The organism is Brevibacillus brevis (assembly GCF_022026395.1).
GTDB lineage: Bacteria > Bacillota > Bacilli > Brevibacillales > Brevibacillaceae > Brevibacillus.
Genome location: NZ_CP041767.1, coordinates 2,628,934 through 2,650,011, shown reverse-complemented (window position 1 = coordinate 2,650,011; position 21,078 = coordinate 2,628,934). Strand labels below are relative to the sequence as shown.

General features: G+C 47.5%; 18 protein-coding genes. 1 reads left to right on the top strand and 17 read right to left on the bottom strand.

All coding sequences use genetic code 11. The features are described from left to right. Positions 1–8: 8 nt before the first annotated feature. From FO446_RS13150 to FO446_RS13095, 12 genes are all read right to left on the bottom strand, one after another. Positions 9–959 (bottom strand): NAD-dependent epimerase/dehydratase family protein, encoded by a 951-nt coding sequence (locus tag FO446_RS13150; RefSeq protein WP_173609465.1) that lies wholly within the window; start codon positions 957–959, stop codon positions 9–11. Continuing rightward, positions 956–1,759, bottom strand: coding sequence for a glycosyltransferase family 2 protein (locus tag FO446_RS13145; RefSeq protein ID WP_173609466.1), 804 nt, complete (start codon positions 1,757–1,759; stop codon positions 956–958). The genes FO446_RS13150 and FO446_RS13145 overlap by 4 nt, the downstream gene beginning before the upstream one ends. Continuing rightward, positions 1,756–2,802: a glucose-1-phosphate thymidylyltransferase gene (locus FO446_RS13140; protein ID WP_173609467.1), complete on the bottom strand. Its 1,047-nt coding sequence runs from the start codon at positions 2,800–2,802 to the stop codon at positions 1,756–1,758. Before FO446_RS13140 ends, FO446_RS13145 begins: the two co-directional genes overlap by 4 nt. 122 nt (positions 2,803–2,924) lie before the next feature. Then, a complete protein-coding gene (locus FO446_RS13135) occupies positions 2,925–4,097 on the bottom strand; it encodes a glycosyltransferase family 4 protein (RefSeq protein WP_232773199.1) in 1,173 nt (390 codons plus the stop codon). Further along, complete coding sequence (locus FO446_RS13130; protein ID WP_173609469.1) at positions 4,078–4,500, bottom strand: hypothetical protein; 423 nt, start codon at positions 4,498–4,500, stop codon at positions 4,078–4,080. The genes FO446_RS13135 and FO446_RS13130 overlap by 20 nt, the downstream gene beginning before the upstream one ends. A 105-nt stretch (positions 4,501–4,605) precedes the next feature. Beyond that, positions 4,606–5,289, bottom strand: a complete 684-nt coding sequence (locus FO446_RS13125; RefSeq protein WP_173609470.1) for a DnaD domain-containing protein — start codon at positions 5,287–5,289, stop codon at positions 4,606–4,608. A 120-nt stretch (positions 5,290–5,409) separates the two neighbouring features. Next, a complete protein-coding gene (gene asnS, locus FO446_RS13120; RefSeq protein ID WP_221867089.1) occupies positions 5,410–6,699 on the bottom strand; it encodes an asparagine--tRNA ligase in 1,290 nt (429 codons plus the stop codon). A 216-nt stretch (positions 6,700–6,915) separates the two neighbouring features. After that, positions 6,916–9,717 (bottom strand): WIAG-tail domain, encoded by a 2,802-nt coding sequence (locus FO446_RS13115; protein WP_237900807.1) that lies wholly within the window; start codon positions 9,715–9,717, stop codon positions 6,916–6,918. Between the two features lie 177 nt (positions 9,718–9,894). Beyond that, positions 9,895–11,406: an AAA family ATPase gene (locus FO446_RS13110; protein ID WP_173609473.1), complete on the bottom strand. Its 1,512-nt coding sequence runs from the start codon at positions 11,404–11,406 to the stop codon at positions 9,895–9,897. Further along, a complete protein-coding gene (locus tag FO446_RS13105; RefSeq protein ID WP_173609474.1) occupies positions 11,399–11,926 on the bottom strand; it encodes a hypothetical protein in 528 nt (175 codons plus the stop codon). The genes FO446_RS13110 and FO446_RS13105 overlap by 8 nt, the downstream gene beginning before the upstream one ends. A 151-nt stretch (positions 11,927–12,077) precedes the next feature. Continuing rightward, positions 12,078–12,557, bottom strand: a complete 480-nt coding sequence (locus tag FO446_RS13100; RefSeq protein ID WP_173609475.1) for a cell wall elongation regulator TseB-like domain-containing protein — start codon at positions 12,555–12,557, stop codon at positions 12,078–12,080. Between the two features lie 29 nt (positions 12,558–12,586). Then, positions 12,587–13,288, bottom strand: coding sequence for a hypothetical protein (locus FO446_RS13095; RefSeq protein ID WP_221867091.1), 702 nt, complete (start codon positions 13,286–13,288; stop codon positions 12,587–12,589). A 133-nt stretch (positions 13,289–13,421) separates the two neighbouring features. Between FO446_RS13095 and FO446_RS13090 the strand changes: the two genes are divergently transcribed. Continuing rightward, positions 13,422–13,601, top strand: coding sequence for a hypothetical protein (locus FO446_RS13090; RefSeq protein WP_133257456.1), 180 nt, complete (start codon positions 13,422–13,424; stop codon positions 13,599–13,601). 63 nt (positions 13,602–13,664) lie between these two features. Here the strand turns inward: FO446_RS13090 and FO446_RS13085 are convergent, their stop codons facing one another. From FO446_RS13085 to FO446_RS13065, 5 genes are all read right to left on the bottom strand, one after another. After that, the gene (locus tag FO446_RS13085; protein WP_173603902.1) at positions 13,665–14,969 is read right to left on the bottom strand and encodes an amidohydrolase; all 1,305 of its coding nucleotides are present in this window, start codon (positions 14,967–14,969) and stop codon (positions 13,665–13,667) included. 16 nt (positions 14,970–14,985) lie between these two features. Then, complete coding sequence (locus tag FO446_RS13080; RefSeq protein WP_173609477.1) at positions 14,986–15,609, bottom strand: redox-sensing transcriptional repressor Rex; 624 nt, start codon at positions 15,607–15,609, stop codon at positions 14,986–14,988. Between the two features lie 15 nt (positions 15,610–15,624). After that, a complete protein-coding gene (locus tag FO446_RS13075; protein WP_237900805.1) occupies positions 15,625–16,530 on the bottom strand; it encodes a ComEC/Rec2 family competence protein in 906 nt (301 codons plus the stop codon). 41 nt (positions 16,531–16,571) lie between these two features. Beyond that, the gene (gene dinG / locus FO446_RS13070; RefSeq protein WP_232773196.1) at positions 16,572–19,475 is read right to left on the bottom strand and encodes an ATP-dependent DNA helicase DinG; all 2,904 of its coding nucleotides are present in this window, start codon (positions 19,473–19,475) and stop codon (positions 16,572–16,574) included. Positions 19,476–19,566: 91 nt separating this feature from the next. Continuing rightward, entirely contained in the window at positions 19,567–21,021 is a 1,455-nt protein-coding gene (locus FO446_RS13065; protein WP_173609480.1) for a tetratricopeptide repeat protein, read from the bottom strand. Positions 21,022–21,078: the final 57 nt, after the last annotated feature.

Below are 21,078 nucleotides of genomic sequence, written 5' to 3'. Positions count from 1 at the left end.
GACGGGTGTTACCCCTTTGATTGCGAACGAATCTCTGCTAATTGATGGCGAAGGCCCTCTTCTAGCGTCACTTTTGGTTTGTATCCCAAGCGTTGTTGGGCAAATTGGATATCTGCACAGGTTCGTAAGGAGTCACCTGCCGGCCCATTTTGATACGTAATGCGAGGAGTCAGATTCATTAACGTGCCCATGATGGACAGCACATCGATGAGCTTGATTTCCCGATCTCCACCCACATTAAAAATGTCACCAGGAACTGCATGCTGTGCAGCAAGCAGGTTCGCCTCTACCGCGTCTGTTACATACGTAAAGTCTCGTGATTGCTGTCCATCACCATAGACGATGACCTGCTCGCCTTTCAGCATTTGACGAAAGAAACGATGAAAAGCCATATCTGGACGCTGTCTGGGACCATATACCGTAAAGTAGCGAAGCATGCTAACCGGGAGTCCATAAGCTTTTACATAAACCGAGCAAATTTGCTCCATCGCTTCCTTGGTCACCCCATAGGGGGAAACTGGGCGAAGAGGCGCATTTTCATTGGTTACTGTCCCTTGCATCGTTCCGTATACCGAAGAGGAAGACGAGACCACGATGACAGGTGGCTTCGGTCTTTGCAAACACGCCTCCAGCAATTCTTGTGTGGCCAAAATATTATGGCTAACATAATCAGCAAAGGATTTTCCCCAGCTGTTTCTCACACCTGGCAAGGCAGCGAGATGGAAAACAGCATCGACGTTCTCGAGCCAAATGTCCCAACGCCCGGTCTGAAGCGTTGTGGAGTGGAAGGTGAAGGCGGGGTGCTTTCCTATTTCGGCCAGATTACGCAGTTTCGCAGCTACATCGTAGTTATCGATGAATCCGTCGATCCCGATGACTGTCACGCCATCGTTCAACAATCGCTGCGTCAAATGAGACCCAATAAAACCTGCACAGCCGGTGACAAGAGCTTTCTTCATCGCCTCCGACGCCTCACTTTCTTGAGCCTTCTAATGACTAAATAACCGTTCTTGTAACCATAAATGGCCTTGTACTTCTTGCCCCACCTTTTCAGATAAAATTTGAATGTTTTTTTTCGCAAATAATTACGGCGAAACTTCATCTTGCTATCCGTGAGCTGACCTTTATGCTTCGTCCGGTTGTAAAGGGTTTGGTTGATGTACCTCACCCGATACTTTTCAATTAATCGCAAAATGATTCGCCGATCCTCCATAATCCTTCCCTCGTATCGATCCGAGGTATCCCAACCACCCACTTGATGTAGGGCTTCAACACGATAGCAACGTGGAGAAACCATCCAGCGATTGTATTTCAGAAACTGGTATTTGTTATGAAATGTCTTGTGCTTCACCTTAATCGACTTGGTATATTTTCCGCGCCTAACTTTCCAGATGTTCATGTTTCCGTAGAAGAGAGCTGTGCTTTTCTTGCTTTTGTGAATGTACTTTTTGAGTACGGCCAGCGTTCGTTTCGGTAACCAGTCATCGGAGTCGAGTTGTACGAGATATGGGGTATCCACCATTGACAATGCCTGATTCATGACTTTGCCGATTCCAGAATTTTGTTCCATTCGATGATACATAATGTTTGGGTGGTACATATATTTTTCAATTTTACTTCTGGTGCGATCGGTGGACGCATCGTCAATGATCAGCAGCTTCCAATCTTTTGAGGTCTGATTCAAGACACTTTTGATGGCTTTGCGAATAAACTTGGCGCGATTGTATGTCGGAATGACTACAGTAAAGGTCGGATTCATACGTCCTCCCTCTTTACAGCCGGAATGCAAATGGACGATTTGTCGCTTACAATGAAGACTCCCGTACTGTTAGAAGATTGACCCGTCATCATCGATGAGCGGCCGAAAACGCTGTTAGTTATTTTCCAGGCAATGTCATGCAACGAGCAGTTTTCCAGCAAGATACTATTTTCGAGATACGAGCAATTTTTCAAGCTTACGCCATTTTGGATCGAGACGTAGGGTCCGATTTGACAATTTTCGATCACACAATCTTCACCGATTAGTACGGGACCCGTAATCTTCGAATTTTTTACAATCGTTCCTTTGCCAATTTGATGTTGATTGCCTAGCTCCCTCGTAAGCATCCACTGGTTGGCCTCAAGCCAACGATCAATAGTTCCCACATCCGAATATTTTCCGTTGGTGACGGAGTGAGCCAATTTGAATCCGCGATTAATCATCGATTGAATCGCATCCGTTATTTCTAGTTCGCCTCGGGGAGATGGCTGTAGGGTAGCAATTGACTCAAAAATAGGTGGCGTAAACAGGTATGCGCCAATCACAGCGAGGTTGCTCTTTGGCTGACGTGGCTTCTCCTCTACAGAGATTAGTCGTCCTTTTTGTACTTCTGCGATCCCATAATCCTGTGGTCTCTCCACTTGACTTAGCATCACGACACCGTCAGATTTCCCCTTCGCAAACGCTTTGGTAAGCCCGTGAAGCGAATCCATCAATAAATTATCACCTAGTAGCAAGATAAACGGTTCGTCTTGCAAAAACGGTTGCGCTAGCTGGACTGCATGGGCAATTCCCAGTCGTACCTCCTGCCTGATAAACGTAATGGTAGCCCCGAATTGACTACCATCACCCACCATGGGAGGAATCTGTGATTGAGAAGGATGTATCACGATGCCAATGTCCTGAATGCCCACTTCACGCAGTTTGCGAATGCAATAGTGTAAGACCGGGTGATTGGCCACAGGGAGGAGGGTTTTCGGTTGCGAATAGGAAAAGGGGTGCAGTCGCGACCCACGTCCAGCACACAAGATTAACCCTTTCACAAGTATCACTCCCCAGTTGTGCTCTGCGATACTTATAAGGTATGCGTTTCTGGATTGCTGGACAGGGCAGACGTCCACAATGACACAAGAAAAGGCAACCACCTATATCATTTCCACTCGAACTATCCTGTTTTTAAAAGCTGTTGTTTCTCTTCACTTCGTGTTGGAACGACTGATTCAAATATGTTCAGATAGCCCTGCGCAGTTGCATACCAAGAGAAAAACTTGGCTCGCTGGAGGGCCTGTTTGCCCATTTCATTCCGGACAGCAGGTGAACTCCACAACAGTTCCCAGACAGCGGGCAATCCTTTTTCCCAATCTTTTGGCGGGATGATAAAGCCACTTTTCTCGTGGGCAACAACTTCACGAATGCCGCCGCGTGGAGTGGAAATGACGGGCTTTCCGGAAGCCATTGCTTCTAAATTGACACGGCAAAACGCTTCTTTCCAAACAGACGGTGTCGCCACGACATCCCCAATTTGGTAGTAAAGCGGCATCTTTGCGGATGGGACGAAATTGACGAAACGCACCTTTTCCCCCAACGGCTTCGCAAGGCGCTTGAGCTCACGAACATACGGATTCAAGCGATTACTGCCGTATCCCGTACCGCCGACAATGACGAGTTTGGCTTTCGGGTCTTGTTTGCTCACCCGGCGAAATGCTTTGATCAGCACATGTACCCCTTTGCCGCGCATGAGTCTTCCGGCATAAAACAAGACGCGATCATCTGGCTTCAACCCGAGTTCTTGACGCATTTTTTTGACTGCTATCTTTGCAACCTGATAAGGCGTGACATCAACCCCGAGGTGAACCGCATGAATTTTATTTGCAGGAATCTTGCACGTCCGAATAAAATGTTGACGTAAAAATTCACTGTTCGTAATAAAGCCTGTTGCCAGTCGAACGGAGCGCCGCATATTTTCCTTGCTGATGGTCGGCTGTGATCCATACACGTGAGAGTGCATATTTACAAAGATTGGGATCTTGGGAAAATGGCGTTTTAATGTGAGAACATAGATTGGTCTGTTTTCCACGAGGATGACATCTGGCTTGTTCTTCTTGATATGGTTAATAATCCGGCGCAAATAAGGCTTTGGCCCTTGATACGGGACGCGAATGAACTGCCGGTTTTCTTCCACGGATGAGGTCGGATAGGTTGCACATTGACGAGTGTAGATGGTTACGTTATGCATAGGCTCTATCATCTTTGTGACCTCGTCAATATCGTGCTCGACCGAGCTTCCTTTGACCGGTGGCACTGAAAAGGGGCCCGGACTAATAATTGCGATGTTCATTTCGTTCGATCTCCCACTCCTTTTTCAGTGAAAGAACTACTTGATACAAGTACTGCAATTGTTTGGTATGGTTTTCTTCAAGCTTCTCCCATCTTTCTTCCCACGACGCAAGTGCCTCTTTCAGTTCCATCACTTCTTGCTCAAGTTTGTGAACCTGTTCCACAACAGCCTCGTCTGTCTCTCTCATAATAATTTCAAAGGTAGGCTCCAAGACCAGCTCCTTTGGCTGCTCTGCTGTTGTATTTACGACCAACTCCTGGACGTTTTCCGTTACTTCCTCTTCTTGCTTTTCATTGGCTTTTACAATTGAAATACGTTGAACTGCCTCATCTACGACATAACTCCCTGAAAACACACCTGGTGTCACCCAATGAGACAGATCCCATTTTTTCCGTTTTTCCACAAGTTATCGCCTCCTGAAGCTTGCATCTACGTAATATGTTATGACAGCCAAGGAAAATGGGTACGTGTACGGTGACATAGAAAAAACCGCTTGATTTGGATGAAATCAAAGCGGTTGCCCGTGGTCTCTCATATTTGCTTGTCTACGGAAGTTCAAGCTGTAAAGACGCGCTTGTTCTACGGTTGTTATCTGTTGCTTTTGCCATTCGAGCAAGATCCTGTCGATATAGCGGATGTGGAGCTTACCGACGGTTGCAGCCTCACGCAAAGCGGTCAAAATCAATTCTTCCTGATAGCCGTCCTGTTCGGTCCACATATGGATATTCTCCAATTCAAACGGCGCTAGCGGGCGACCAAATGCCTGCTCGAAACGAGCGTAAATGGCAACAGGTTCGGCATCCAGAGAAACAGCCACTTCCATAAAAGGGTCCATGCTTCTCGGGTCTACTTGCTGCTCCCGCCAGGTGTGGTACAGCTTTTTGTACAACGGGGTCAAATTGTATTGCTCATGACGCATGCCCGTTTGTGGATCGATAAACTCATCTATCGTAATCCAATCTTCTTTTAATAGCTTTTGAAGAGATTGAATCAATCTCCTGCTCGTCATGGACATGCGTTCCTCCAGCTCTGTTAAGGTCGGGAATCGATTCCCTTCCTGCTGAAAGGACAGCAGATGAATCAGTAGCATCATCTCGTCATCAGTCAATGACATACGCTTATACATTTTTAAAAGAAGGTTGGAGACGGATGTTGCTCCTTCTTGCAACAGTTGCAATATATGGGAGTCCATAACGCATATTCACCTCTGGGTTGGAATAACAAGGGAGTGCGTAAAACGCGCTTTCAAACAATAGGAACACCCTGCTGCCCTCGCGCAACAGGGTGTAGATCGTTCATCGATAAAGGAACTCTATGGGTAGAGACGATTCAGCATGCGTGGGAATGGAATGGTTTCACGCACATGATCCAGACCGCAAATCCATGCAACGGTGCGCTCCAGACCCAAACCGAAGCCGGAGTGAGGAACTGTACCATATTTGCGCAGATCCATATACCAGCGATAAGCCTCTTCCGAAAGCTCATGCTCAGCAAAACGTTTCTCCAAGAGTTCTGGATCATCAATCCGCTGGCTACCCCCGATGATTTCACCGTAGCCTTCCGGTGCGATCATATCCGCGCACAGAACCACCTCTGGACGTTCAGGGTGAGGCTTCATGTAGAAAGCCTTGATTTCGGTAGGATAATGGGTGATGAAAACAGGCTTGTCGAAGTGGTCCGCAATCATCGTCTCATCCGGTGCTCCGAAGTCGTCCCCCCATTTGATCTCGCTACCTTTTTCCTGCAAGAGTTTGATCGCATCATCATAAGAGATACGTGGGAACGATCCCGTTACATTTTGCAGTTTTGTTGTATCGCGCTCCAACGTTTTCAGTTCGCGCTCACAGTTTTTCAATACGGATTGTACCACATGAGAAACAAACGCTTCTTGAATACGCAGATTTTCTTCGTGATCCACGAAAGCCATCTCCGGCTCGATCATCCAGAACTCGATCAAGTGACGACGTGTCTTGGATTTTTCGGCGCGGAAAGTTGGACCGAAAGAGTAAACGCGACCTAACGCCATAGCGGCTGCTTCCATATAAAGCTGGCCGGACTGCGAGAGATACGCATCCTCATCAAAATATTTGGTATGGAACAGATTGGTGGTGCCTTCCGCAGAGGTCGGTGTCAAAATTGGTGGATCTACTTTTACGAAACCGTTCTCGTGGAAGAACTCGTACATGGCGCGAATCACCTCGGAACGCACAGCCATGACTGCACGCTGACGTGGAGAACGCAGCCACAGGTGGCGATGGTCCATGAGGAAGTCAACACCGTGTTCCTTCAAGGAAATCGGATATTCCTGGGCGATCTGAATAATTTCCACACCTGTTACTGTCAGTTCGTAACCGCTTGGTGCACGGTCATCCGCACGAACTACACCGGTTATGTAAAGTGAGCTTTCTTGTGTGAGCTGCGATGCATTCTCCCACACTTCTTCCGCTACTTCCGCTTTGACTACTACCCCTTGGATGAAGCCAGATCCGTCGCGGAGCTGCAAAAATTGAATCTTGCCGCTGCTGCGTTTATTGTATAACCAGCATCCTAGGCGTACTTCTTGTCCAACATGCTGCCCGATTCGGGCAATCGTCGTCAACATTGAATGATTCCCTCCATTTACCATGCCACGCAAATACAGACTAAGTATACCAAACAATTATACTATTGGGGGCCTGCAAATTCAATGAAAGTATCCCTGTATAATGTTAACCATAATTTAATTATGTAAACAAATGTGCATTTGGGAGACCTGATCTCAGCATCGGCCTCCCTGCTCCTGAATCATCCACTCGCCCCATTGTTGTTTCCTGCCGAATTATTTATCGTTCTCGATATCGCTATCGTATTCTTCAGTACTTTCATAATCTTGTTCGAGATCACTTTCATCTGTGCCTTCCTCATCTTCATCCGTGTCGTGATCCTCCATGTCATCCTCGTCCCTGTACTCATCTTCCATGTCTTCCTCATCCGTATCTTCGTCTTCCATATCCTCATCTTCCTCGTCTTCATCGTCTGTATCTTCGTTTTCCATGTCCTCATCTTCCACGTCTTCATCATCCGTATCTTGGTCTTCCATGTCCTCATCATCCGTATCTTCATCATCCATGTCTTCATCATCCATGTCTTCCTCTTCAAAGTCGTGATCTTCTTCGACTTCTTCTTCCCTCAGTTGTCCCCTCTCTGCTGACCATTCCAACATTTCGTGTGGAACATCTACTCCCTTTACTCCAATCCCGATCCAGTGAATCACACCTGTCGCTTCCTGCCCCTCTTGATTGCGAAATACGGTGATGATCGCGGAAGTCCTTTTCGTATATTTGAGCGACGTATAAATGCCCGGTTGGTTTGTCATCGCCACCATACAATAATGGGTATCCGCATAAGGCTGTGGCAATCGAACGGTCACATCTGTAGACTTGCTTGCGGCAGAAAGTCTGAAGGGGACAAAACCGTATTGTTGCAAGGTTACTCCTATATGATTATGCGTCTCAATTACCGGAAAGGATAATTTCTCAGCATCAATAGACTGATCCGCAATGTGATGGGTAGTGACAGCTTTGGACGCAATTTTAGAACCGGTCACGGAGTCCTCTGCCAGTTTTTCCTGCGTAATGATCCGATTTTGCAGATGCTGTTCTGTTATGCTCCTGCTAACAAGATGACTTCCTTTGAGTGTCCCTTCCTTAATATGAGTTCCATCCAAGCTGCCTTTTATGACATGAGCACCATGAACGGAATGGCTATCCAGCTTGCTCGCATCAATGCTCTGATCGGCTATTTTCTCTCGAGTGACACTTCCGTCCTGTATTTTTTCCTTAGAAATGGAGTTACCCTGGAGATGGTCCGCTTGAATGATGTGAGTGTTGAGATGTGCAGATGAAATTGCTTTTTCCGCAATCTTTTCCCCCGTGACGGCTGATCTGCCGAGGTGGCGTGTCTTGATCGCATCTTTGGCTATTTTGGGCGCTGTGATGACGGCATCTCCAAGTTTGCTTGTCGTAATGCTTAGATCTGAAATTTTGTCTGTGGAAACAGATTCTGGTGCCAATTTTGAGGTGGTTACCAAGTGGTCATGCAGATGCTGGGTCTGGATGATGTACTCGCGTAGATGATTGCCCCCAATGATTCTGTCAGTTAAATGCTGTTCTTCTATAGATCTTCTTGCCAGCTTTTCTGAGCGAATGGTCCCGTCAATCAGATGTCGTGAACTCACGCTCTCATCAAGCAAGTGTTGCTCTCCTACACTCCTGTTCGCCAATTTGTCGGTAGTAATAGCCTTATCAGCTATCTTAGCTGTGGTAATCTGCTGATCCCCAATTTTTTTAGCCGTCAGCATCCCATCTTGCAAGTGACTCGACAGGACACTGCCAGCTTGTAAATGTGTGCTGCCGATTGATTCTTTGGCGAGCTTTTCTGCCGTGACACTGTTGTTGTCCAAATGCTCGGTTAATATCGCGTATGGCCCTACCTTATCACTGGTCACCGCTTCTGGATGTAAATGCTGGCTATAAATGGCCTGAAATGCAATGTGATGATCCGTGATGCTTCCAGCACTAATATTACTGCCATCTATCAGCTCTTCCGTGAGATGATGATGGTAAATGGAGCCTTCACGAATATGTTGAGACTCAATTGCATCTTCGTCTATCTTCGTGGATGTTACTGCACCATCGCGTAATTTATCGCCCGTGACAGCTCCATCCTCAATCTTCACGGTGTTGATCACATAATTGGCGAGATTACTTGTTTGAATGGTCCCCATCTTTATTTTTTCCGAGGTAATCGATTGATCCTGGATCAACTCATTCGTGATCGCTTGCTCCTGAATATGCTTGCTTTGGATCGAGTGGTCGGCAAATTTCATCGAGTCGATGGTTTTATCGGCTAACTTCTCGGACGTAATGCTATGGTTGATCAATTTTTGTGCGGAAATCGAATAATCCTGCAAATGCTCGCCGCTTACGATTCCCTGCCCCAAATGATCCCTCTGTACTGAATGCGGTGCGAGTTTGGTGGAAGTTACGCTCTTGTCTGCGAGTTTGCTGCTATCCACGGCATAATCCTTTAGAATCGAATTATCCACGGCGCCTTGCTTAATCTTGGACGCGTCAATGGCACGGTTCGCAATTTTTTCTGTTGTCACCGATTGATCTGTCAAGTCGTCTGTATAAACAAAAGATTGGACACGATCATCATTTCGGTCTTTGATGACCTTCGAATAAAAGTTCGGATTGGTAGTTGAGCTTTGTTTGGAGGATACGCTTTGTTTAGACGATACGTTTTGTTTGGAAGGTGAATCCTGTCTGGAAGACGAGTCCTGTTTGGAAGTCGAATCCTGCCTGGGAGTTAAATCCTGTCTGGAAAGCGAGTCCTGTTTGGAGGATAGGTCCTGCTTGGGTACTTTGGGAATCGGTTGTTGTTGCTCTTTCGGTGTGGCAGCAGAAATGGGAGGTATTCTGTGACTGCTCTCCAAATTACTTTCAAGCAGATTTAATTCGAGGTCTTCCATCCACTCCCGATCGGGTGATGATGTATATGAGAGCGGTAACTCGTGCATGGTCTGCCTAAAGGTTTTGCTCAGACTTTTGTTTGCTTTTCGCCGGTTCACATTGGCCATAGGGTCTCCTTGCCTCCTGATTTCATTCCCGTATCACTTTTGTAAGATATTCAACCATTTCCCTATTTGGCACCGTGTCTACAAAATTGTTTCATCCTGATTTGCTCAAGTTGCCAGCTAACACAAAAAAACCTGCTTCGCCAACTCTTCCATTGGCTAACAGGTTCTTCATCTTACTTATACAGCAACTTCTTCCTTCGTTTGTGACAATAGCGCCCTGAACTCATCGCCTTGCAGAACTTCCGCTTCCAACAATGTATACAAGCCTGTTTGGAATACGGAGTCATACTGTCTCAAAAGATTGCGGGTTTCTGCGAGCAATCCTTCCAGCAGACGCTCAACCTCGTCATGAATCCGGTTCTTATCCACATATTGCAAATGTACAATCCCCAGATCGGACATACCGCTTTGTACAATTTCCTGTGCCATTCCCAGCGCTTGCTCGAAGTCATTCTTCGATCCAGTGCTGCGCCCACCGTAGTAGATTTCCTCCGCTACGGCTCCTCCAAGGCTAACCATGATTTGCTTCTCCATCGCTTCCTTGGTATACAGATAGCGGTCTTCCATTGGATTTTGTCGGACGTATCCTAATGCTTTGCCTCGTGGACTCAGCGTGACCTGCGAGACAGAGCCTGGTCGCACGCTCTCACTGACAATGGCATGTCCCAATTCATGGAGAGCAACACGCTTCTTCTCTTCCTCTGATGCTTGACGGTCTACCTTCTCCCCGAGCATAACCTTGTCTACGGCATAGGCAAAATGCTTCGCAGTGATTTTTTCCTGACGGTCACGCATGGCATAAATAGCTGCTTCATTGGCTACGCTTTCCAGCTGCGCGCCAGAAAATCCGAATGTCTCCTGTGCCACTTTTTCCAGTGTGACATCCTCGCCTAGCGGTTTATTGGCCGTGTGAATGGTCAAAATCTGCTCGCGTGCTGGCTTGTCTGGAAGATCAACGCTAATATGACGGTCAAAACGACCAGGTCGCAACAGCGCTGCGTCGAGCATGTCCTTCCGGTTCGTAGCAGCCATGACCAAAACCCGCGGCTTGTCGGTCGTAGCCACACCATCCATCTCCGTCAAGAGTTGATTCAAGGTTTGATCGTATTCCCGCTGCTGTTGACCGTCCCTTTTTCCACCGACGACATCGATCTCATCGATAAAAATAATCGCGCTGTCTTGCCCATTTTTCTCTGCTAATGCCTTCGCTTCCTGAAACAATTCACGGACGCGTTGTGCACCGACACCGACATACATCTCTACAAACTGCGAACCTGATGCCGCTACAAAAGCAGAATTTGTATAGTTCGCTGCTGCTTTCGCCATCAGTGTCTTACCCGTACCAGGAGGACCTGTCAAAAGAACACCTTTGATCGGACGAATCCCGTACTGCTCAATTTTGTCCTTATACACGAGAAAATCAAGCGATTCCTTCAGCTCTTTTTTGGCGCGTTCCTGTCCACCGATATCGGCAAACTGCACGTCCGATTTCGGCAGCTCATGCTTGTTTATTTTTCTTTTCCCACCGAGGGCGACATTTCCGCCTTGTCCATTTTGCTGACGGATGACCAGAAAGTAAAGCGCACCCAGTACGACTCCGAACACCAAAAATGGGGTAATGTTTACACCTAGAAAAACAAGAAAAATCAACAGTGCAGGTACGACGCCGATCAGTACTTCCTTACGCACGTGCCTTCACCTCTTTTTCAATGGAACGAGGTATGATGGTGTAAAAATCCTCCGTTCCTTTTTTCAAATAAACATAAATGTTTTCGTCATCCATCGATGCAGATGCTTCGTCGAGTTGATTCCCTTTTTTCCATTGTGCCACGAGGGCTGGAATGCGGCTATATTCATGCAACTCCACTGCTTCGGTAAACACAAATTGACCGCTTTGCCAAATATCGTCCATCGCTGTCGACTGATTGTCGATGTCAATGACCACTTCTTTTTCACCTGCGATCTTTTGTGTTTCCGTTAGCAGATTTCGATATTCTGCTGGAAATGTGTCTGGTTTTGTAACAGTTACATCTATTTGAATTTTATCTTTGCTGATCTCCAAATTGCCCAATGTTGCGGACTGCATTTGGCCAATTTCTGCACGGATTGGCTCCTCAATCTCCATCTTTTGGTACAAGAACCATCCTCCGAACAGGAGTGCCAATGTTGCCACCAAAGATAATCCTATTGCGCTCTTTTTCAACTGCACGGCTACTCCCCCCATTAATATCGTTCTCGTTTTCTCTCTAAGCAACATCCAAAGTATATCATATGAGTATATCAATTTCTTATACAGATGTTGGATGGAATGCCAAACAGGCCTTCTCCCATAAGGAAAAGGCCTGTCGTATGCAAGCGTCTCAGGTTGGCGCGAGCACGTATGAGGTTAACAGAGCGCCCGTGAATAGATCATAGTGAATGTAGTGATAACGACCGTCTTTGTCTTTTACAGTGACTTCCCAAAATTTCTTATCGTTTTCGAGACCAGGAACCAAATGAGTGATCTCTGATTGTGGGAAGGACTTATAAACCGCCTCTTCTACATTCTTTTTGGGAACAGCAAGATCCATTCGATCAAAGCTAACTTTCTGATCGGTCATCCAAGCTACAACTTGTGTCCCCGCCTTATTTTTCCCAATGACGACAGCGTAGCTCTCCTTGCCTCGATATTCATCAATGGATTCAATCTCCGTGATCGTTGTGCGATCCTGGACCCACTGACGAACGGTTTCCTCAAATTGATTGCGTTCCCCTGCTACAGAAGCCGTCAGGTGATAGGCGAACCCAGCTCCCGTAAGTAAAATGACGGCAACGATTGATAGGATAATTCGTACTAACACAGCAAAGTAACTCCTTTACGTGGCTGACATTACAATCGGAATCGAAGCTGGTCTCTCTTCACTCCAACTGCCGTTTGTATTTGCAAATCCAGCTCCAGTTGACGAAGCTGCCCCGTAGTTGACTCGTACCATAGTTGGTAATTGACTTTCATTCCGTTCGTTACATTCGAAGTCAAATCATGAAAAGGGAAGGATGGACCTAGCCACATCGATAATAACGAAGAGACTTTCTCAGGTGGAACCGCAATCCGATATCCACTCCATCCTTGCCCCGCAGTATCTTCAAGGCGTTCAGGACGAACGGATTGCATAACTCCCTTGAGCAATACTGCGTGCTCATACGGGGTGAACAGCGCATACGGCAGTGCAGCATGGTCCTGTATCTGGCCATCAATTCGAACCGAAACTGGCTGCCCATCTTTTCTGGCTATTTCAAGCTGGTGGCCACCGATTTCTCCTGCGAGCTGAAATTGCTCATTTTGAAATCGCCCATGTAAGGTCTGATCCTTCATGTAAACCAGAAATGAGCGTTCCTCGTCCTGCGTAATCTGCTCCAAAAGCTCCGCTACCGTCGTCGTCTGCCCCGTTCCTGTTGTTTGTCTGACCGCAGACGCAGGATCCGTGCTGCCTGTATTGGCTGATCGACTTACTGTCCCCAATACAATCCCCAGGAGAAATAGACCGAGTAGGATAGGAATGAGCCACCACAGCAATTTGGGCCGGATGTACATGTCGTCCCCCCTGTCCCATTTTTGTCTTTAGCCTATGCTATACGGGAAGGTTTTAGAACGACACGGAAAAGTTGCTAATCATAGCTTAAGGTCGGGCGGTCATACTACACATACACCCCGAGGAGGTGAGCGCGTGACATCTTCGCAACAAACTACATCTCCTGACATACTTGGGTTTCTGTTACAGGAATATCGCGTCTCCTGGGCAGGATTGTCGTCTCCCTTGCGTCAATGGTCGCACACACCCACTCTTCATTTTCGCCATCATCTCCTGACAAAAGCTGTGGCAAAAATGAACAACGGAACGTCGTAGTATCCAATTCCCCTACCTACACCTGCACTGCCTTACTCCTGTCCCCCACCTGACAGGAGCCTTTTACCGTTTTAACGTTTGGAATACGCGGTTCGCTTCGTAAATCGCGCGCTCCTCATCGATGGTCAACAGCTTATGATTACGCATCAAGAATTTACCCGCTACAATCGTATCTTTCACATCTCGTCCATTTGCTGCGTACACCACGTGTGAAATCGGTTGGTGCGCCGGGTGGAAATGGGCTTGATGGCTATCCATCACGATCAAGTCAGCTTGCTTGCCTACTTCAATGCTTCCAAGCGTTTCTTCTTGGAATACCCCTTCTGCGCCATAACGGGTAGCCATGCGAAGCGCTTCCTCTGCTGGAACTGCTACTGGATCGTTGTTCACACCTTTGTGCAGAATCGCAGCGAGCTTCAATTCTTCGAACAGATTCAAATTGTTGTTACTTGCAGAGCTGTCTGTACCGAGCGATACGCTTACGCCTTTTGCCAACATTTTCGGAACAGGCGCAACACCGCTTGCCAGCTTCAAGTTGCTGACTACATTATGAGAAACTCTCACGTTGTATTTTGCCAAAATGTCGATTTCTTCATCCGTTAGGTGAACAGCGTGCGCGACGAGTGTTGGGCGATTGAACATACCCAGCTTTTCCAAGTGAGCGACTGGACGCAGTCCGTAGTCCTTCTCGTTTTGACCGACTTCCCAAGCGGTTTCTGACATATGGATATGAAGCGGCAAGGACAACTCATCAGCTTTTTCGATAATTTGGGTAATAAATTCTGGCGAGCAGGTATACGGCGCATGCGGTGCCATCATGACGGTAATACGTCCGTCTGCCTGATTATGCCATTCTTTTGCAAAAAGTGTCGCGTCCTTCAGCTTTGTTTGACGTTCTTCTTCGGAGCACAGACCGATCATTCCTCGGCAAAGGCGGGCACGCATTCCAGCTGCATCGACTTCCTTCGCCACAACATCCATATGGTCATACATATCCACAAACGTGGTAGTTCCGGTACGAATCATCTCAATAAGCGACAGTTGGGTACCCCATTTTACTGTGTCACCCGTGAATTGCGCCTCCAATGGCCACATTTTGTCTTCCAGCCATTGTTGTAGCGGCAAATCATCTGCATAACCACGTAGGAGGGACATACCAGCATGTCCATGCGTGTTGATTAACCCAGGCAGTATGTAGTCTCCTTTTTGATCGATAACTTCATCGTATCCCGCTTCCGACAGGTCCTCAGGAGTTGGGCCCACATACGTAATCTTGTTGCCTTCGAATGCTACGGCACCATCGTAAATGACTTCATTCGTATCGTTAACGGTAATGACTGTTGCGTGAATGAGGATCGTCTTTTTCATAGTATACACTCCATTCTTATGTCAAGTAGTAGGCCAAGCTTTGCAGGTTGGACGTCACGTCCGCATAGTGAATGCGAACATCCTTTCCTGCGCGAATCGTCGTAGGGGCAAAATTCAAGATCCCCCTGATACCCGCTTGAGTCAACTGATCACATACGGATTGCGCTGCAGGGGCCGGTACCGTAATAATCGCCAGCTTGATTTGCTTTTTAACGATTGTCTCTTCCAGCTCTGATAAAGGCTGAATCGGTATACCTGCGACTTTTTTGCCCTGCTTCTCTGGATTATTGTCAAAGATGGCCGCAATCCGCATGTTATCTTTCAAATAAGCGTTGTAGTTACTGATGGCATGGCCCAAATGCCCAGCTCCGACCAAAGCGACACGGATTTCATCCGTTAGCTTCAGGATTTCACGTATTTTTTCCACCAGATAATCGACATCATAGCCGATTCCCTTTTTTCCAAAATCACCAAAAGCTGCAAGATCTTTTCTGATTTGGGCAGGATTCACATCAAGATTCTTGCCCATCTGTTGGGAGGAAACGGTGGTCACCTCAACTTGCTGCAAATAACTGAGGTAACGCAGATAAATCGGCAAACGACGGACGACCGCTTCTGAAATCTTTTCGTGTTTTGCCACGTTCGGTCTTCCCCCCTAATTCTTTTGCTTCAAAATCCGATATTCTTTTCCATTCGATAAAATGGTAATGGAACCGTCGTGGCTGGTAACGTATGTCTCGGCCCATGACTCACCCAAACGCTCCATGACCTCCGTCTGACCGTCTTTCATTTGATCCCGTGATCGGCCTGTCTGAATAATGGCGACCTGAGGATCGACCTGCGTCAGAAACGGTTGTGAAGATCCCTGATTGCTTCCCTGACCGGCTACCTTTAGCACTTCCGCCTTCAGTTTGTCATTTTGCCGTTCCAACAGTCGCTCCTCTGCTTTTTCATTCACGGCACTCATAAACAAAAATCGCAGTTGACCGTGCGTCAATCGAAAAACAAGAGAATTGTTCTGAGGCGATAAAAATAACGGTTCATCCGGAAGCAATACTTCCATGGAGATTTCTTGGTCAAGAGTGAGTACTTGTCCTTGCTCTGCTTCCATCTGCTTTTGGTTGGAGCGAAGCAGCACGACATGCCGAATGGATGGTGCGATCAGCTTTGGCAAAATGACAGCATCGATGAGCACTTGTTGGCTCAATGAAGCGTAGCCTCCCATATGTTCCGGCTGGTCGTTCGTTAACACCACATAATCGAGCCGTGTAATCTTGAGCTCTGCCAAGCGCGCTGAAAGAACGGGCCAATCTTCTGACGTACCCGTATCAATCAGCATCGTTTTACCGCCTGGCATTCTCAAAAGCGTACTCTCACCTTGTGGAAGTGCGAAGTAGGTGATTATGAGACCCGAAAATTCCTGTTCTGTCTCGGTTTCAAACGGGTCATCTATCTTCACTGCTGCTTCTTGCAAATACAAATGGCTATCAATCGAGCATGCGCAAAGGAAAAACACACTCAGAACTACTATCCACCAACGCCACTCTTTTTTCCATAACATTTATTTTATCACCTTAATCCCTATGAGACTATTGCTTCATTTTATGAATCTGACAGGGATTGCATACTAAGGAATGGCTCTATGCGCTCTCGCAGAGTTGGCCATGGACCGCTTTCGATTTGAAATGGCGGCAAAGATTGAAGGAATGAGCGTCCATATCTCGACTCAACCACACGCGTGTCGAAAACGATCACGACCCCTCTATCCAAGTGATGGCGAATTAATCGCCCCACCCCTTGCTTAAATTGTAGAACGGCTTGTGGAAGAGACAACGACATAAAGGCGTTTTTTCCTTCTGCCTTCAAAAGCTCTGCCCTTCCTTGATAGACAGGATGATTCGGCGGAGCAAACGGAAGGCGAACAATAACTAAACTGCTCAGCCATTCTCCCTGGATATCGACACCTTCCCAGAAGCTGCTAGTTCCAAGCAGCACACTTCTCTCCATGCTTCGGAACAGTCGCACCAGCTTGCTCCGATTGTTGCTATCAATCCCGTGACCGAATAACGTATACGGTTCTGGAGCCTCTCCCAGTCGTTCTTTCATCGCTTGGTAAACAAGTCGAAGCATCGAATGGGAGGTAAACAGGATCAGCGTCCTTCCTTTCGAAGCCAGTACGACGTCCACACACCCTTGAATGACCGCCTCCAAGTACGTGTGGTCACTCTCTTTGCCTGGTGCAGGGAAATCAGATGGAATCAACAGCAGCCCCTGCTCTTCATAATGAAACGGCGATGGCAGTGACAAGGTACGCACTCGTTCCTCGGGAAGCTGGTCGAGACCAAACTGGCTTTTGATGTAGGAGAAGCTGTTCTTGACCGTCAGAGTGGCTGATGTCAAAATCAGACTCCGCTTTTGTGCGAAAAGCGGTTCTGCCAGTGAGTCGGCAACCTTCAAGAGTGCCGCTGACAAATGAACCTGCTTGCGAGCTGTACGGGACTCTACTTCCATCCAATACACATACTCGGCATCCTGCTCAAGTAAAAAGAAGTGAAGCAGCTCCACGGCGTTCTGCCAGTCTTTGATGAGACCGAATAAATCTGTCAGTAGACTGCGTACGGCAAAAGGAGGCTTTTCCTCTTGCGGAGTCGTTCGCAAAAGCTGTTCGATGCCCGCTGCATATGCGGTCATCCCTTCAATCAGCTTTTTGGTTACTTTGCGTATCTTCTCGTGTTTACCTACAAACGATTCGATCCGATATCGTACTGTCTCACGACCAGCGTCCGTCGTCTCCTCCGCACGATCTGATGCCCATGCATACAAGAGCTGTGTCCATTGCTGCGCTTTCTCTCGCAAGGCAGCGGACTGTTTTCTTAGCTCCAAAAGCTTGGCAGCGACATCTTCTTGTACCGCTGGCATCCAGCTTTGCAGCTCTTCTGCGAAGCGGGCTATAGCCCCACCCTCCTCAACCGATGCACGATCTAACAAGAAAAGAAGCTGCGTGGTTGAAAACTGCTTGCCTAAATGCTGTGTCGCTGCATCCTCCAAATGATGGGCCTCATCGACGATAGCAACTTCATACGAAGGGAGGATTCTGTTTTCCGCTTGCAAGTCGCTGATGAATAGGGCGTGATTGACGATGAGGACATCGACATCGCGAGCCCGTTCCTTCGCCTGGAAATAGTAGCAGCGACTAAACCACGGGCAAGCCCGATTCAAACAAGAGCTCGTATCACTTTTTACCTGTTGCCACAGCAGTTGACCACTTGGAGGCATGCTTAGCTCTTCCACGTCACCGGTAACGGTTTGCGTGAGCCACGTCAGCATCTGTCCTTTGACCAAGCGCATTTCTTGGCTGCTTCCTTCTACAGGTTCGTCTACGGCTTGTTCAAATTTACGCAAGCATAAGTAGTTTCCTCTGCCTTTTAGCGTCGAAGCCGTAAACGAAAACGGCAACGACTCCTGCAAGGTAGCGATTTCCTTATGGAATAGCTGTTCCTGCAATTGAATGGTATTGGTACTGACCACCAGCTGTTGCTGATTGTAATGAGCCCAAATGATCCCCGGCAAGAGATAGGCTAATGATTTTCCCGTACCTGTCCCTGCCTCTACCAATAAATGGGCGCCATTCTCCATTGCCTCATAAACGGCATGCATCATTGCTTCCTGAGCATCCCGACGTTGATATCCCGACATTTTTGCCTGCATGTACCCGTTTTCGCCCAAAACCTCCTCGAGCTGGTCGGCAAACGCTTTAGTCACTGTCGCATCGACATGAGGACGCTTTAGAGACGCTGTTAATTTTTCTTCGCGCTTCCGTAGAGCCAACTGGCGATAAATATCCCACATGTCTGAGGAATCCGTTTCGGTTGTGGTTCCATCCAGCTCTGGCAGTTCTATGAGCTTTTCCATCTCGATCTGACGTAAAAGAACCTCGATATCCGAGCGAAACGAAGAAACGAGCATCTGCAGGCGCTGGATCGTCACGAGTGGCAGTCTCTTTAAAATATCCAGCAAGTGGAGAAACAGCTGCGCCGTTGCGAGTGCATCACTATCTGCTTGATGGGGATTATCGTGCTCGATTTCCAGCTCAGACGCCAGTTCTCCGAGTCTGTAGCTATTTTGCATTGGCAAAAGAACACGGGATAGCTCCACTGTATCGAGCACGTAGCCGTCAAACGCATAATAGCCCTGGCTCAGCAGGGCTTCTTGTAAAAATTGGAGATCAAAGCTTGCATTATGTGCTACAAATGCTCGTCCGTCCAATAAACGTAAGAAATCTGGAAACACTTCTTCCAAGGAAGGAGCATCTGCAACCATTTCATTGGTAATCCCTGTTAATTGAGTAATAAACGGTGGAATATCCTGGCCTGGATGAATCAGGGTGGAAAAACTCTCGGTAATCTGCCCGTCATCGATTGCGACAGCACCAATCTGAATGATGCTATCGCCTTGGCGTGGATGGCTTCCCGTCGTCTCAAAATCTACAACTAGTAATCGATTCAAACGTTGTCACCTCGTAACCTGGGCGGAAACATTCAATCCGCACCCATTCACATTCGGCAACGATGGGAAATATTCCTGCTCTCCTGTACATTTAAGGCTGTACGAGCTCGGTTTGCATTTCTGTTTGACCGAGCTTGCTTGCACACAATTGCAGATAGATGGGGATTTCCCATAACTGTTCTGCGAATGGCAATGCCCGTTGAAAATATTGTTCAGCTAGGCGCCAATTTTCTTCCACAACCGCGATTCTTCCCAGATGAAAATACCCTAACGAACGTACATATGGCTCAGCGTCTTCCAGGAAATACTTTGCCAACCGTTTTGCTTCTTGTGTATCCCCCAGCTTTTCGTATGCGGAAATCATCCCGGATTGTCCGAGGCGATTGTCTCGGTTTTTCTCCAGTATGATCCGAAACGCTTTGATCGCTTCGTCTACCCTTCCGTCAAACAACAACATCCAGCCATAACTAAAAAGAAAGTCATCATTTTCGGGTGCGAGACTAATCGCTTTTTTAACGAGCGTCAATGCCCTTTTCGTACCCGCAATGAGCCATGTATTCCAGGCCAAGCCATGCCACGTCCAGCCTTCTTTTGGGGAACGCTCCGTCAAAAAGTGATAGCAAATCTGTGCCCGGTGGTAATTGCCCACTGTTTCGTATAAAGAGGCCATTTCCTGAAGAGTATCGCTGTCCAAATCACGTGTCGGCAGTTGCAAGCCTTTCGGTGGGCTCCATTCCACCGTCTGGTCCATCGTATGCAATAACTTGGCAGCACGCAGCCATAGCATCTGCGCTTCCCAATCGTGCTCGTTTTTTTCTAAATACGGTTCCAATTCGTCCAAAGCTTCCTGTGCATCGCCATCTCTTAAATAGCATAGCGCGAGGTTGTATTTGGCTTCTTCCTGTTCTGGCTTGATCTCGAGAGACGTCTTGAAAGCTTGCGCCGCCTCCAGCCATTGCTCCTCCTCCGCAAGTATGCATCCGATGGCATTAAAACTGATGGCCACAACGGTAGGTGAGCCTGCCGTCCTGCCGAGAAGACGGAATTCCCGAAAGGCTAATTCTGTTTCCTCACACAAAAGGAGACTGTAAGCGTAGTACAAGCGCCCACTTTCCCAGTCTGGCGATTTTTGAACTAGTTCTGCAAAGCACTTTTTTGCGTCTTGAAACATGCGCAGATGATAAAAGCCTTCCCCACGTCGAAAAATCGGCTCGTATGGACCCGCTTCCGGGGAATACTCTTTCTTTTTTCCCTCTGCTGTTTTTTCTGTTTCTACTGCCTTTGGTGATTCTGCATTACCCTTCAACTGATCCGGCTTTTTCTCTTCTGCCGGAAGCTGTCCTTCCATTTCCTTGATGTTACGGATCGCATTCGATAATTTTTCTTCGAATTGCAGCCACAGGTCTACGACTGTATCACTTACTTGGCGCAATTGAAACAATTGTTCCGCGAGCTGAAGACGTTCTTGTTCAGAAGCCCCCTGCCACTTCTCTTCGATCGTCTGCGCTTTGTTCCGAAGCGTATGAAACCAGTCTTCGATTTTCACAAGAAAAGCCACCCCCTATGAGGCATGAGTACTTTCATTGTCTCACAAGGCAGGTGG